At 46.1% G+C, this 14,463-nt stretch carries 18 protein-coding genes; all 18 read right to left on the bottom strand.

Annotation, left to right across the window (positions count from 1 at the left end):
- Positions 1 to 7: 7 nt before the first annotated feature.
- Entirely contained in the window at positions 8 to 715 is a 708-nt protein-coding gene (gene fliP, locus L1N85_RS01060; protein WP_407946299.1) for a flagellar type III secretion system pore protein FliP, read from the bottom strand.
- 37 nt (positions 716 to 752) lie between these two features.
- Positions 753 to 1,397, bottom strand: coding sequence for a flagellar biosynthetic protein FliO (locus L1N85_RS01055; RefSeq protein WP_235233891.1), 645 nt, complete (start codon positions 1,395 to 1,397; stop codon positions 753 to 755).
- A gap of 12 nt (positions 1,398 to 1,409) precedes the next feature.
- Complete coding sequence (locus tag L1N85_RS01050) at positions 1,410 to 1,772, bottom strand: response regulator (RefSeq protein ID WP_235233882.1); 363 nt, start codon at positions 1,770 to 1,772, stop codon at positions 1,410 to 1,412.
- A gap of 20 nt (positions 1,773 to 1,792) precedes the next feature.
- Entirely contained in the window at positions 1,793 to 3,061 is a 1,269-nt protein-coding gene (gene fliY / locus L1N85_RS01045) for a flagellar motor switch phosphatase FliY (protein WP_235233879.1), read from the bottom strand.
- Positions 3,051 to 4,052: a flagellar motor switch protein FliM gene (gene fliM / locus L1N85_RS01040; RefSeq protein WP_235233878.1), complete on the bottom strand. Its 1,002-nt coding sequence runs from the start codon at positions 4,050 to 4,052 to the stop codon at positions 3,051 to 3,053. Before fliM ends, fliY begins: the two co-directional genes overlap by 11 nt.
- A 37-nt stretch (positions 4,053 to 4,089) precedes the next feature.
- Positions 4,090 to 4,554: a flagellar basal body-associated FliL family protein gene (locus L1N85_RS01035; RefSeq protein WP_235233876.1), complete on the bottom strand. Its 465-nt coding sequence runs from the start codon at positions 4,552 to 4,554 to the stop codon at positions 4,090 to 4,092.
- A complete protein-coding gene (locus L1N85_RS01030) occupies positions 4,551 to 4,778 on the bottom strand; it encodes a flagellar FlbD family protein (RefSeq protein WP_235233868.1) in 228 nt (75 codons plus the stop codon). The genes L1N85_RS01035 and L1N85_RS01030 overlap by 4 nt, the downstream gene beginning before the upstream one ends.
- Positions 4,779 to 4,838: 60 nt before the next feature.
- Positions 4,839 to 5,657: a flagellar basal body rod protein FlgG gene (gene flgG, locus L1N85_RS01025; protein WP_235233866.1), complete on the bottom strand. Its 819-nt coding sequence runs from the start codon at positions 5,655 to 5,657 to the stop codon at positions 4,839 to 4,841.
- Positions 5,658 to 5,775: 118 nt separating this feature from the next.
- Entirely contained in the window at positions 5,776 to 6,066 is a 291-nt protein-coding gene (locus L1N85_RS01020) for a TIGR02530 family flagellar biosynthesis protein (RefSeq protein ID WP_235233864.1), read from the bottom strand.
- Positions 6,038 to 6,511, bottom strand: a complete 474-nt coding sequence (locus L1N85_RS01015) for a flagellar hook capping FlgD N-terminal domain-containing protein (protein ID WP_235233862.1) — start codon at positions 6,509 to 6,511, stop codon at positions 6,038 to 6,040. The genes L1N85_RS01020 and L1N85_RS01015 overlap by 29 nt, the downstream gene beginning before the upstream one ends.
- 41 nt (positions 6,512 to 6,552) lie before the next feature.
- On the bottom strand, positions 6,553 to 7,923 hold the full coding sequence (locus L1N85_RS01010; RefSeq protein ID WP_235233860.1) for a flagellar hook-length control protein FliK: 1,371 nt from the start codon (positions 7,921 to 7,923) through the stop codon (positions 6,553 to 6,555).
- 48 nt (positions 7,924 to 7,971) lie between these two features.
- Positions 7,972 to 8,877, bottom strand: coding sequence for a MotE family protein (locus L1N85_RS01005; protein ID WP_407946298.1), 906 nt, complete (start codon positions 8,875 to 8,877; stop codon positions 7,972 to 7,974).
- A gap of 37 nt (positions 8,878 to 8,914) precedes the next feature.
- Positions 8,915 to 9,361: a flagellar export protein FliJ gene (gene fliJ / locus L1N85_RS01000; protein ID WP_235233856.1), complete on the bottom strand. Its 447-nt coding sequence runs from the start codon at positions 9,359 to 9,361 to the stop codon at positions 8,915 to 8,917.
- Between the two features lie 8 nt (positions 9,362 to 9,369).
- Positions 9,370 to 10,695, bottom strand: coding sequence for a flagellar protein export ATPase FliI (gene fliI / locus L1N85_RS00995; protein WP_235233847.1), 1,326 nt, complete (start codon positions 10,693 to 10,695; stop codon positions 9,370 to 9,372).
- Positions 10,682 to 11,521, bottom strand: a complete 840-nt coding sequence (locus L1N85_RS00990) for a FliH/SctL family protein (RefSeq protein WP_235233845.1) — start codon at positions 11,519 to 11,521, stop codon at positions 10,682 to 10,684. The genes fliI and L1N85_RS00990 overlap by 14 nt, the downstream gene beginning before the upstream one ends.
- Complete coding sequence (gene fliG / locus L1N85_RS00985) at positions 11,514 to 12,515, bottom strand: flagellar motor switch protein FliG (protein WP_235234335.1); 1,002 nt, start codon at positions 12,513 to 12,515, stop codon at positions 11,514 to 11,516. The genes L1N85_RS00990 and fliG overlap by 8 nt, the downstream gene beginning before the upstream one ends.
- Positions 12,516 to 12,538: 23 nt before the next feature.
- Positions 12,539 to 14,110, bottom strand: a complete 1,572-nt coding sequence (fliF, locus tag L1N85_RS00980) for a flagellar basal-body MS-ring/collar protein FliF (protein WP_235233843.1) — start codon at positions 14,108 to 14,110, stop codon at positions 12,539 to 12,541.
- A 42-nt stretch (positions 14,111 to 14,152) separates the two neighbouring features.
- Entirely contained in the window at positions 14,153 to 14,458 is a 306-nt protein-coding gene (gene fliE / locus L1N85_RS00975) for a flagellar hook-basal body complex protein FliE (protein WP_235233842.1), read from the bottom strand.
- Between the last annotated feature and the right edge of the window lie 5 nt (positions 14,459 to 14,463).

Below are 14,463 nucleotides of genomic sequence, written 5' to 3'. Positions count from 1 at the left end.
GCTCTCATCACGTGTTGAAGCTCAACAATAAAGACTTAACGATTAAGTACCAGCCGTCTACCAATACAAATAACAGCAATTTGAACGGCAATGAAATCATTACCGGAGGCAGCATCATCATCCCCATCGCCATCAAGGTGCTCGCTACGATCATATCGATGACTAAAAAAGGAATAAAGATCATGAACCCCATTTGAAAAGCGGTCTTAAGCTCACTAATCGCATAGGCGGGAATTAACACCGTCAAGGGAATGTCTTCATAAGAAGACGGCTTCTCGGTCTTCGTATAATTCATAAACAGAAGCAAATCCTTTTCCCTCGTATGGGAAAACATAAACTTCTTCATCGGTATAGAGGCTTGCTCAAAGGCTTCGGTTTGTGAAATTTCTCCCTTTAAATACGGCTGAAGCGCTGCCTCATTCACTTGGGAGAACGTTGGCGCCATAATAAAAAAGGTTAAAAACATCGCTAGACCAATGATCACTTGATTCGGCGGCATTTGCTGCGTGCCGAGTGACGTTCTGACAAAACCAAGTACGATGACAATGCGCGTGAAACTTGTCATTAGCACCAGTATAGCCGGCGCTACGCTTAATACGGTAATCAGCAGCAGTATGGACAAGGCGCTGGTGCCAGGCGCTTCGCCGCTTCCGTCACCAATGTTTATGGATACGTCTGGCAAAGGCTCCGCAAAAGCTTCATTATGAATAATCATAGAAAGCAACTGCAGCGCAACGATTGATATCCACCACTTATTTTTCATCATCCATCAACCGTTCATTTGATTTAGAGACATGCAGCAATGATTCCAATTGTTGTTTCCGGTCAGCTTGCTGACTGAGCTTGCTTTGAAGCATATGCTGGAAGGATGAACCTTGATTCCATTGCTCATTTGACGGCTCAGGTCCAGTCTTTCCGTTTCGACTTTTCATTTTGCCGATTAGCTGCGTTAGAAAATTTTGCGGCCATGCCGATTCTGGTTGCCGTTCTATAGCCTCGATCGCTGAACGGACTTCTTCGGGGTCATCCAGCTTATCAATCAGCGTAATGCTCTCGCCTACGCCCACGATATAAATTTTTCCCGCAACTTCAACGACCTGCAGCGAGTTGTTTTGTCCGAGCGCAATACCGCCAAGCGAACGAAGCGAACGATTCGTGCCCCATGTTCGGCTGCGCTGAGACAACCATTTAATAACAAAAATAATTAATACGATAACGATGGCGAGCGAGATAATGACCCAGATCAAGCTCCCGGCGACATTTTGTGATCCCGAAAACACGATTTGTTCGTCACTGTTTGCGCTGCTGCCGTTTGCTGCAGCAGCAGCCGCAAAGCGGGGACAAATCGCCATTCCAAGAGCAGACACCATTGAAATGCGCGTATGTAAGTTAAACATCGTGGTTTATCTTTATCCGAGCGTTTTCTTAATCGCTTCAATTACGCGATCGGCTTGAAAAGGCTTTACGATAAAATCTTTAGCGCCTGCTTGAATCGCATCAATAACCATTGCTTGCTGACCCATTGCCGAACACATAATAACCTTCGCGTTGCCATCGAGCTTTTTGATTTCTTTCAAAGCCGATATGCCGTCCATTTCGGGCATCGTAATATCCATTGTTGTTAGATCTGGCTTCAATTCCTTGTACTTTTCGACCGCCTGAGCGCCATCAGGGGCTTCACCGACGACTTCGTAGCCGTTCTTTGATAAAATGTCTCGAATCATCATGCGCATGAATGCTGCGTCGTCTACGATAAGAATGCGGTTTGCCATCTTTTTATCCTCCTAGGATGCTATTGTAATTTTTGAATGCGGTCCCATTGACTTACGATATCCGTTACCCGGACGCCAAAGTTTTCATCTATGACAACAACCTCGCCTTTCGCGATTAGCTTGTTGTTCACCAATATGTCTACAGGCTCGCCGGCCAGCTTGTCCAGCTCGATAATCGAGCCTTGCGACAGCTCCAAAATATCCTTAATTTGCTTCTGGGTCCTACCTAATTCTACAGTGACCTTAAGCGGTATGTCGAGAAGTAAATTGAGGTTTGTTTCATCAGGTTGTATATAGGGTGCATTTCCAAAATTTGCAAATTGCACGGACTGAACATTTACATTTCGATTAACGGCTTGACCATATGTATGAGGTCCTGGCGGCTGCATCGAATAGTCATAGCCTGCCGGAGGAGATTGATAGCCCATAAAAGGCATTTCCTGCATCGGCGGCACCATTTGACTCATCTGCGACGGTATGGCGTTCATCTGCGCGGCAGCTGTCTGCTGCATAGCAACGGCTTGCTGCATAGCAGCGGCTTGCTGCGCTGCCGCCGGCGGAGGAGTCGGTGCGCTTGGCTGCGCCGGCGCTTCTTCCACTACGCCCATCAAGATGTCCACCATTTGCTTCGCAAAGGAGATGGGAAGCAGTTGCATAATCGTTGAATCAATCAAATCCCCGATCGTTAAACGGAAAGAGATCTTAATAAATAAATCAACTTGCGGCAGGTGATCCATTCCATCGCCGCTATTTATATTCAAAATGTCGATTCCTGGCGGCGAAATGTTCACGAAACGATTGAAGATCGTCGACATGGATGTAGCCGATGAGCCCATCATCTGGTTCATTGCTTCCTGAACGGCGCTAATATGAATTTCATTTAGCTCCTCCAACGTAATTTCACCGTCTCCGCCAAGCATAAGATCTGCAATGATTTGAGCATCCTTCGTTTTGATAACAAGTGAATTAATGCCTTGGAAGCCATCGACATATTGTACGCTCACTGCGACATGCGGTTTAGGAAATATATCAGCAAGCTCTTCCTTTTTGACTAACGTTACCTGGGGCGTTGTTATATCCACCTTCTTGCCAAGCAACGTGGAAAGAGCGGTCGCCGCGCTGCCAAACGTAATATTACCGATTTCACCGAGGGCATCTTGCTCTAAAGACGATAAATAATCTGAAAGTTGAGCTGCATTCGAGGCTGATTGCACAGGCTCAGGCTCATTGGCGGTTTGACGGAGCAATGCATCAATTTCCTCTTGCGACAAATAATCCTTACTCGTCATGTTCTTCTTCCACTCCTTCGCTGATGACCTCATCCACTTGTACAGCCAGCCGATCTTTTACAGAGCCGGGACTGCCGAGAAATTTAAGCTTCTCGCCGACCTTGATTTTCAGTCCTTCGTCTACCGACTTGTTCAATGAAATGACATCGCCAATATTCAATCCAAGAAACTCTTTGATCGTTATCGAAGATTCGCCGAGCTCAGCTACGATTGGAAGCTTCGCTTTATGAACACGCTGCTCCAATATTTCAACCTCTTCAGGAGCGCGGGCTTTCTTCTGTGAAACGAACCAATGATGGACGGACAATCTTGACATGATAGGTTCAATGACGACATGTGGAATACATAGGTTTATCATTCCTGTCGTATCACCTATTTTAGTGCTGAATGAAATAAGCGCTATCGTCTCGTTCGGAGATACAATTTGCATAAACTGCGGATTTGTTTCCAACGCCTCCAGTCTTGGAGAAATATCTATGATCGTTCTCCAAGCTTCCTGCAGACTCTCAAACGTACGACTGAATATACGCTCCATAACGATGGTTTCTATCTCGGTTAAGTTATTTATTTTCGAGGGTGCTGTACCTTGTCCGCCTAACATTCTATCCAACATGGCATAAGCTACGTTCGGATGAACTTCAAGCACCATTCGCCCTTCCAGCGGTTCCGCCTCAAATATGTTCAGAATCGTCATCTTCGGAATTGAACGAATAAATTCGTCATAGGGCAATTGCTCAACCTGCACGACATTGATCTGAACAAATGTGCGGAGTTGCGCTGAGAAATAGGTTGTTAAATATCGCGCGAAGTTTTCGTGAATGCGGGTCAAGCTTCGAATATGATCCTTCGAAAAACGAACGGCGCGCTTGAAATCGTACACACTGACTTTGCGGGTTGTCTCTTCCTTTTTTAAATCCTCGGCATCCATTTCTCCGGAAGATAAAGCAGCAAGCAGCGCATCAATTTCATTTTGCGATAAAACATCAACCAAATATCTCACCTCCTTCGAGGAATGTCGGCGTAGTCATTTAAATTTCTGTAATAATAAAGTTAGTAATTTCAACTTTTACTAATTTCCCTTTCGGAATGATTGGATTTATTAAGTTCAGCAACCTGGATTCAAACGCATCTTCACCCTGGGAGCCTTTCAGCTCATCAGCTGTCATATCGGCCAAAGTGCGGTTAATGATCGGCCTAACTTCAATTTCAAGCAGCTTATCGAAATCTTCCTTTGTTTTCTTGCTGTCAAGCTGGAAAGCAAAACTCATGACAACGATATATTCCGGATCCTTTAAGTTTCTTCTGAAATCTTTTAATTCGGACGTTACTTCCACACGTTCATCTGCAGTTAATACCTTTACCTCGATGGTTTCTGTTTCAGTCGCTTGCTCTTTAGGATCCGTAAAAAACGATTTAAACAATATGATGGATACAATTGCGATCAACGTGATGGCTAACAGTATGGTGATTAACCATGGAATCATTTTTTTCATGCTGAGGGCCCCTCCGTTTGCTCACTCTTTTGGGCCGCCGCTATGAGGCCAATTGAACGAATATACTGCTGATTTAGCAACAACAGCTCTGCTGATTTTTCCTTCACAACCAGCTTCTTGCCTGTCGTAAGCGTTATAACCGTATCTGCAGACTCCTCAATCACTTCAATTAATAGAGCATTAATTGTGACTTTTGTTCCGTTTAAACGCGTTACAGTAATCATCAGTTACCCCCCCCCACGCCTATCAGGGAGACCTGAAGCCTCCCGTTCTTTATCATTTACCTAACGTTTTAAGTTAACGACCTCTTGCAAAATCTCATCAGAAGTCGTAATAATTCGCGAATTCGCTTGGAAGCCGCGCTGTGCCACGATCATCTCCGTAAACTCAGCCGTAAGATCGACATTTGACATTTCTAATTGCCCGGAAATGATTGCGCCAGTACCGAATTCAGGATCGCCTGCAAAGGTTAAGAAATCCTCAATCGAAGCATCGGGATTAGCATTTGCCGTTACACGGTACATATTTCCTCCAAGCTTCTCCAGACCGCTTGGGTTAACTACCTTAGCAACGCCAAGCTGTGCGATAGCTTCAGTACCATCAACGGTTACGCCCATGATCGTTCCATCTTGTCCAATTGAGAAAGCCGTGATCGCTTCATCGAGAGTAATGGTTTCTCCCTCTGCCGTTAAGACGAAGTAACCGTCACCTGTTACAAGCTGTCTGTTCGCATCAAGCGTAAAGTTTCCGGCACGCGTAAGGAGCATTTCGGATTCCTCATTTGCTCTTACCACGAAAAAACCGTCACCGTCGATTCGAAGATCTGTCGCTTGATTCGTCGTCATTGCACTGCCTGCCGTATGTACCGTATCAATAGAACCGATAGACACGCCTAAACCAATTTGCTTTGCATTTACGCCGCCTCTAACGCCTTCCTCAGGCGCCGTAATTCCTGCAACGGTTTGGCTAAGTATATCTTTAAACATGACACGTCCCGCCTTAAATCCGACCGTGTTGACATTCGCAATATTGTTTCCAATGACGTCAAGCTTAGTTTGAAAACCGCGCATACCGGAAACGCCCGAATACATCGATCTTAGCATTTACGTTTTTCCTCCCGAATGATCGAAATGAGTTCCTATTCTAATTGAAAGAGACAAACACACGATTAATTGCTGCTTCCGTCGGTCCGCAGCATGAGGCTTCCTGTTCGGTCCAGCCTTACGATAAAATAATCGCGCTATCGATTTGCGTAAATATGTTACTTTTCATTTGTCCGCCATCCATTGCCGTCACAACCGTGCGGCTTGGCACGTTTACGATCATTGCAATATCCCGAAACACGACTAAGGAATCCTGTGCGCCTTTCGACGCTGCTTCTTCCACGGCGTTCATAATTTTTGTGAGTGATTCCGGTTGCAGCTTTATCCCCCGCTGCTGCATCCGAACTTCCGCATGATGGCTAAACTTAAGAACTTGAGCATCAAGCATTTTTTGAAACTCGAGGCTCATCCTCCGCATCATTTTTTTCGGAAATGGAAGTTACATAATCTAATGCTGTCTCCGTTCCTCCGACCGATGCATACAGGATGCCATCCTTCGAAAGGATGGAATCTACGACACCTTTAACGGCAACAACCTCACCTGAGTCGTCATACTCGTTCCATTCAATCGATTTTCCGATCAGACTGGAGGCCGAGCCAATGCTCTGACGCAATAATGTGATCTCTGTTGCCATATTCATAAGCTGTTCAACCGACGTGAATTGAGCCATTTGCGCAATGAAATCCTTATCCTGCAGCGGCTGCATAGGATCCTGATTACGAAGCTGCGTAACAAGAATACTAAGAAACTGGTCTTTACCCAGCGTATCCGAGTTTTTTTTGGCGGCTGCTGCCTGCACGTTGGCCGCACTATAATTTGGCCAAACCGTACGTGTCGAAACGCTATCTGTCATATCTGATCACCTCCAGACCTTCAGGCGGTACCAATCAGCCATTATGCCTTGACGTTTATCGCCCTGCCATATCCAAGACCTTGTACGGCTGCTTGTTCGACCATGTCGGCTTCAATTTGAGTTTCGTTAGATCCGTTTTCCCCTTTAAAGGACGATCTTGAAGAAGCTTGTTGTTGATTGCCGCCTTGTCCATGCTGCTGATGGGATAGCTGGGCGGACGGTTGTCCTTGGGACACTTCAAGCTTATCGACTGTTAACCCTTGCGCTTGCAGCGCTAGTCTTAATTGCGCCATTTGATTATCGAGCATATCCTTAGCCATGGCCGTATCCGTTTGGAAAATAGCCGTTAAAAGTCCATTTTGCATCGTAATCCGTACGTCTACTTGTCCCAAATGCTCCGGAAACAGCATCAGCTTAGCTTCAGATACCCCGTTTAAAGTGGTTAGCTCAAACTTTTGAACGATTAATCCTGTCATGGATTGAGCAAATTCATCAGCTGCTACAAAAGAGGTCGCTGCTGCTGCATTTACCGCGACCGGCGTTAATCCCCGAAGGTTCTCAGAACTGTTAGCGCCTAATTGAAATGGGTTAATCGATTCTAGAGCTGAACCTGCTGCTTCATTATGTACCGATGGCTCATTCGTTTGGATGTTAGATGCCAGATAAGACGGATGCACGGCTTGTTGGGATAAACGCTTTAATAAGGTGTTAACCTCCGCTTGCGGAGCGCTTTGAGCTATGAACAGTTGTTGTGTGAATGCGTCCGATTTCGTTTGCATTTTTTTCATATCCACCGGATCGCCTTCCAAAATCGCTGTTAGAGCTTGAAGCTGTTGCCCTACAAATGCAACCGGCTCCTGCTGCTGTACACGCTTCATGCTGCCTTGCTGAAGCACGGCCTGCAATTGAAGCAGGCTATCCTGCAGACTGTCCTTCAGAGCTGAAGCTTGCACTGTATTCGGGTTCACCTCTTGGGCTCGTTGACTAAGATCTGTTGCCGGAACTAAAGACTGGATAAGCGCAGCGGGCATTCCGATTAATGCAAGTAGAGCTGTCATTTGCTCGAGAGCTGTTTCCAATTGCCTGATCTGCTCCTCAACCTCCAGCACTTTCTCACTATCCTCTGTTACCGGGGCTTCAAGCTGATCGATTAGTCCATCGATTATGGCAAGCATGTCAGAAAGCGATGCTTCGGCCAGATTTTCATCGACTGCGAGAACCTCTGTATTCATTACATTGGCCACCAGTTGTACAGGCTGTACAGCTGAAGGAGTGCCCGCTGTACCGCTTATGATCTGTTGAAATAGCGTTTTCTGAAAACCGGCCCCGCTGGCGCCTTTGCCAGCATTACTATTGCTTGCTGCCTGTGCTTGCGGCTGGGATGCGACGATTTGCGGAATCATCATTTCCATTTTTTTCACCTCCTTTCTAATGTAGAGCTAAGAAGGATTTTATGAAAATTAATTGCCGGTCATCAGTTTAGTTACAAGCTGTGCCGTCGCCGTTTCATTAATGCCCGACATTTCGGCAATTATCGCAGATCGCGTTACATTATTTACAGCATTAAGAATACGCAATACTTTACTAGGGCTGACGTCTACCATTTTGATAAGCAGCTCGGCTGCGCTTTTTGCGTCCATAGCCGTAAAGGTTGCGCTTAGCTGCTCTTGATCAAGAACCGAGGATGCCGGCTTCGTTTCAGGCGCCTTTTGCGTATTCAATCTTGCTTGAAGCGCCGCTATTTGCAAATCCTTCGTCTTGACATTATCTTTCAGCATCATGGCCGCGTCAGCAGCCGTTTGTGGATTCATCTTCTCCATAATCCGAACTCTGTCATCGGGCCGCATACTTGAAAATACGAGAACCATTTCCTCGAGTGTCATGCTCTGCAAAATGGGTGCGGCCTTGCTTGGCATAATCTTGGAAAACGTGCTCGCCAGCTCTTGAATTTTCGCTTGATATTGCTCATCCTCAAGCAGCTGCTCTTCATTCACGGTTTGGAGCTCTGAATTATCGCTCTGCAAATCCTTGACCTCTTGTTCAAGCGCTGCCTTCGTCTGATTGGCGGCCGCAAGCTCTGTTTCTATCGCTGTGAGCTGTGATTGAAGATCCGCGATTTTAGCGGACATGTTAGCTGTCTTCAGCTCATGATCGTCAAGATTGCCGCCTGCAACATTTGGTTCAGGAAGCACGTCTTTTAAAATAGGTAAAGATTGGCCTGCTTCGAGCATTCTGTTGCGAAAATCAATATTAAAGAGGGTATACATTACTCCAAGCAATACAATCGCAAATAAAATCGGCGTCATCATAAACATGATCCGTTCTAATGCGCTGTAGCCTTGCTTTTCCAAATTCGGTCCAGCCAATTTCATTCACTCCCTCTAGCCGGTGTCACTCATCACTTTATGGGGTTGATAACATGAAACGGACACTTGCCAGCTCATCCAGCTCATTCTGATCTTTTATTTGCATGGCATACTGGAACCGCTCGCGCGCATGCTCCTTTGCTTTAAGCCATACCTTCTCGTCCTTCATTTTGTCGGAAAGCTTTACTCTGCTTTGGTCAACCGCCTTCTGTGCATGTAACACATCAGTCAATTTACTCGAAATACAAGTGACTAAATAATCCAAATAGTGCTGAATTAGCTGAAGTTCAGAAAGCGGGACAGCCGACAGCGCACTGTCATGCAGCTTTTGTTCCCATGCTTCTTGCTCCGAACGCAGCTGTTCCAACGTTTGCTCCTCGGCAGCAAGCGCGCCAATCGCGGAGGATAGCAGCCATTCCGCTTGCGTCTTCTCACTTGACTTGAGATCAATAACCTTTTGAAATGTATATCGAAACGATGCCATCTAACGGTTCAACTCCTGTAGAAATTCGTTATTAATTGATGCTGTGCTTCCTCCAGATTAACTTTTTCACTAGTCTTCTGCTTTGTATAAGCATGGATAGTGTCTATAGATTGCAGCGCCATATCAATTTCTGCATTTGAACCTCGTTGGTACGCCCCGATATTGATCAAGTCTTCCGAATCTTTATATATAGCTAGAAGTTTTTTCAATTCATTGGCCGCATCTTGCTGCTCTTCCGTTACGATTTCCTTCATGACTCGACTAACGGAGGCTAATACGTCAATCGCTGGAAAATGTCCCTTATGCGCCAAATGTCTGCTCAACACAATGTGACCGTCCAAAATACCGCGAACGGCGTCGGCAATCGGCTCATTCATGTCATCGCCATCGACGAGTACGGTATAGAAAGCCGTTATGGAACCGGCAGGACCTGTCCCGGCCCGTTCCAGAAGCTTAGGCAGCGCTGCAAATACGGATGGCGTATAGCCGCGGGTTGCAGGCGGTTCGCCAATGGCTAGTCCAACCTCTCGAAGAGCCATTGCATAACGCGTTACCGAATCCATCATCAGCATGACGTTTAGACCGCGGTCGCGAAAATATTCAGCAATGGAGGTTGCAATCAACGCGCCCTTCATACGAATTAATGCAGGCTGATCAGATGTAGCAACAATAACGACTGAACGGGCAAGCCCTTCCGGACCAAGATCCTTTTCCATAAATTCGAGCACTTCTCTGCCGCGCTCGCCGATAAGCGCAATTACATTGACATCTGCCGATGTATTGCGGGCAATCATGCCAAGCAAGGTACTCTTGCCAACGCCTGAGCCGGCAAAAATCCCTACACGTTGGCCACGGCCAACCGTCAACAATCCGTCAATCGCTCGAACGCCAATTCCGAGCGGTTCGACAACGCGAGGGCGCATTAAAGGGTTGCTCGGTTCATTATGAGTCGAATAATGAGGCATCCGCCTTGGCAAAAAGGATCCATCCAAAGGGTTGCCCAATCCGTCCAGCACCTTTCCCAGCAGCTCAGATCCGACCTGTACAGATAACGGCTTGCCTGTACCGACGACGTCGCAGCCAGGACTAATCGCATGAAGATCGCCGAGAGGCATTAAAATGACTTTGTTATCCCGGAAACCGACAACCTCTGCCTTAATCGGCTTGGCGCCCTTCGACGGGTAGATGAAGCAAACATCTCCGATACTTGAGTCAGGGCCTTCCGATTCGACCGTCAATCCAATAACCTGGGTAACCTTGCCATTCACTCTTACGGGATCAAACGGCTGCAAATGTTCGATATACTTTAATACATCAAGATTATTCACTATCATCAAAATGACCTCGTTCATCGCCGCTATGATGGGCCAGATGAATTAATTCGCGTTTGATTTCCGTCAATTGAGTATCTATACGTGCGTCAATACTGCCAAATGAAGAGCGTATAACGCAGCCGCTATCCTTCACCGTCGAATCAGGCAAGATTTGCAACTCAGCCTGAGAGTCGATAGCGAATAGCAGCTCTTCACGCGCCGCTTGCACGAATGCCAGCTGACCAGGTGCAACGCATAAAGTAATAACGCCTTGTTCTCTGCGTCTCGACAATGATTTGCGAATAAGATCGATCATAATTTCAGGAGCTAACGTAAGCTGCAGCCCAATAATTTTCTCGGCAATCGAGCAGCTTAATTCGACTAAGAAAGGTTCTGCCTCGCTAATAATTTGCTCTCGCATCTCATAGGAGGATTTCAGAACGGCAGCCGCTTCAGAGAGCTTCTGATCCCATTGCTCGCGCATTTCCTTTTCCGATTGGGCGGCACCTTCGGAATAACCAAGCTTGAAGCCGGCTTGTTTGGATGCTTCCGCGGCTGCTTCATCTTCTGCACGCTTTTGCAGCCACCAGACCTCAATTTGCTGCTGCGTCTCCGCAAGAAGCTGTTCGCTAGCTTGTGCAGCTTCACGAAGTTGTTCCTCTGCAAATAGTTGAGCGTCACCTAAAATTTGATCTCGCAAGGAGAGCGTTTCTTCATCGGGTACAGACTCTTCTTCAATCTGCTCATCAATTTCATCCTCGACAACTAAATTCCGTTGATGCAGCCAATGCAGATGCTTAAGCTGTTCAAGAGAAACGACACTCGAGGATTTAATCAAATTAGACAATGATATCGTCTCCTCCGCCGCGTGCTATGATGATTTCGCCAGACTCTTCTAATCGGCGAATCGTAGCAACGATACGTGTTTGCGCTTCTTCTACATCCCGCAGCCGCACAGGGCCCATGAATTCCATTTCTTCCTTGAAAGTCTCTGCCATGCGCTTTGACATATTTCGGAATATCGCTTCCCGAACCTCTTCGCTTGCCACTTTAAGCGCAAGCTGCAGATCGGCATTCTCGATATCGCGGATAATGCGCTGAATGGAACGGTTGTCGATATTGACAATATCCTCGAAGACGAACATCCGCTTCTTGATTTCCTCCGCAAGCTCCGGATCTTGAATCTCGAGCGCATCCAATATCGTACGTTCCGTTCCCCTGTCGACGCCGTTCAAAATTTGTACGATCGAATCAATACCGCCCGCATTTGTGTAATCCTGCGTAACCGTTGCCGACAGCTTCTGTTCGAGCACCCGTTCGACTTGCGAGATTACTTCAGGCGAGGTACTGTCCATCAGTGCAATTCTTCTGGCAACATCGGCTTGCTTCTCTTGAGGAAGGGAAGACAAAATATGCGACGATTGTTCGGATTGCAAATAGGAAAGCACGAGTGCAATCGTCTGGGAATTCTCATTCTGGATAAAGTTCAAGATTTGAGTAGGCTCTGCTTTTCTCGCAAAGTCAAAAGGCCTAACCTGCAGCGTAGCCGTCAATCTATTAATCACTTCAAGAGCCTTCTGTTCGCCAAGCGCTTTCTCCAATATGTCCTTCGCGTAAGTGATACCGCCTTGCGTAATATACTCCTGCGCCATACATATTTGATGGAATTCACTTAATATCGTTTCCCGGTCTAAACTATCGACCTTTCGGACATTGGCAATTTCCAAAGTCAATTGCTCTATTTCCTCGTCGCGCAAATGTTTAAATATTTGTGCAGATACTTCCGGTCCTAGCGTAATGAGCAGTATTGCCGCTTTCTGCCGACCAGTCAATCCTTGCATTGATTTTGACAATTGAACCACCTCTATTCGTCAACAAGCCATGTGCGAAGAAGATTAACAAACTCATCCGGTTTGCGTTTAGCGAGTGTTTCAAGATTTTTACGAGCTTGGCTATCGTTGCTGATACTCTCCAAATCAAGCGTTGGATACTCCGTTTTTACAGGTGTCTCCAATTCGATCTCTTCTTCCTCCGCTTTTTTGCGTTTGCGTACAAGCATATAGACAAGACCGCCGATAAGCGCGAGGGCCGCAACGCCTAAACCAATAATCCACGGCATAGACAGACCGGCTGTTTGATTGGCTGAATCACTTCCTGAGAATGTCCGTGCTATCAACGCTACTTTTTTGCCCATTAATATATCGTCATTCACATCTTGACCTGAGTCAGCAAGCTGCGCTCTAACCAGAGCCGTTAAATAAGTCATTATTGCGGTTCTGCTTGATTCATCATTCATTTCGGATTGCTCGATGCCGATACTAATATTAAGGTCTTTTAAAACGAATGGGCCGGAAATAATGCTGTTATTAATCCGGTTAACCTCGTAATTTCGAATTTGGGAGCTTGTTTCCGATGAACTCTCGCCAGCGGATGATGCTTCATAACCGGGAACGTCGGTTTCACCCGTCCCAGCGACGCCGCCTGCTTGTCCCGCAGTACCCGTCGAAGTACTGTTATTAATTTCTTCGCTGACAACAATACCATTGTTGTTATTGTTTTCTATCGGTCTAACCAGTATTTCCTCCGTCTGCTTCTTATCAAAGTTCATGCTGCTTGAAACCTGAATAACCAAGTTGTCAGGCCCTACAATCGGACCTAGAAATTGCTGAATATTTTTTTTTAGCTCTGCTTCATACTTACGTTTAATTTGGAATTGTGATTCCACAGCGTCTGTGTTCCCAGCTGATACGCCGCCTGCTTCTGAATATGTAAGCTCCCCTTGAGGGCTGGAAATCGTAATATGCTGGACCGCCAATTTCGGAACGGCCGTTTTAACCAGATTATAATAACCATCTATTTCCTTTTGACTAGGACGATAGCCTGACATGAACTGCATCATGATCGAAGCAGAAGCGGTTTCGGCATCTTCCGGCGATAAAAATACACTTTCCTCCGGTAAATTAATCAGCACCTTTGAGCCTTCTACACCCTGCATCGCATTCAGCAGCTGCTGAACCTCACCGTTTAAAGCATTTAAATATTTGACGTTGAATTCATTTTCCGTCGTCCCGAATTGGGACGAACTGGAATTGAAAGTTTCAAATCCAATAGATCCATTCCGCACAAGTCCTTGTGAACCTACATCCACTTTTATCCTCGAAGCATCCGTGCTTGGTACTGAAATACTCTTTCCATTGTTACTGAGCTCATAAGGAATTCCGCTGCCGTCCAAATGATTCATGATGGCCGCTGCATCGGTCGTATCCAAATTTTGAAATGCGATTTCATATTCCGTTTTTGTAAATACGATTGTTAACAATATGATCGTTAACAACAATCCACAAATTGATGCCCCCAGCCATATTTTTTGTTTTCTGCCCATTTGGCTCCAAAACTGAGTGAGCCTTCCTCGATATTGGGCGATTCTCTCGTTCACGTTGTCACCTCACCCAATTACTATGCTAGGTCTAAAGCGCGATTACACTTGCATCCGCATAATTTCTTGATAGGCCTCGACTACTTTATTACGGACTTGCGAAGTAAGCTGCAAGCTTAGCTGTGCTTGTTCAGAGGCGATTAGTACCTTAGTCACATCTACCTGTCCCAATAAATATTTGTCATTCATCTTATGTACATTTTGTTCTTGTACGCTCACATTATTGATTGCCGTTTCTAACATTTGACCGAATGATTGCGTCATTTCCGCCGGCGTGGATTGTTGAATCGATTTGGATTCCGTTAATTTAGTCGGCCCCATTTGACCGGGAGACAACGATTGTATCATCAATA

This window comes from Paenibacillus alkaliterrae (genome assembly GCF_021532375.1).
Taxonomy (GTDB): Bacteria; Bacillota; Bacilli; order Paenibacillales; family Paenibacillaceae; genus Pristimantibacillus; species Pristimantibacillus alkaliterrae.
Note: the sequence above shows the minus strand (reverse complement) of the source record. Positions and strands in the feature narration are given on the sequence as shown.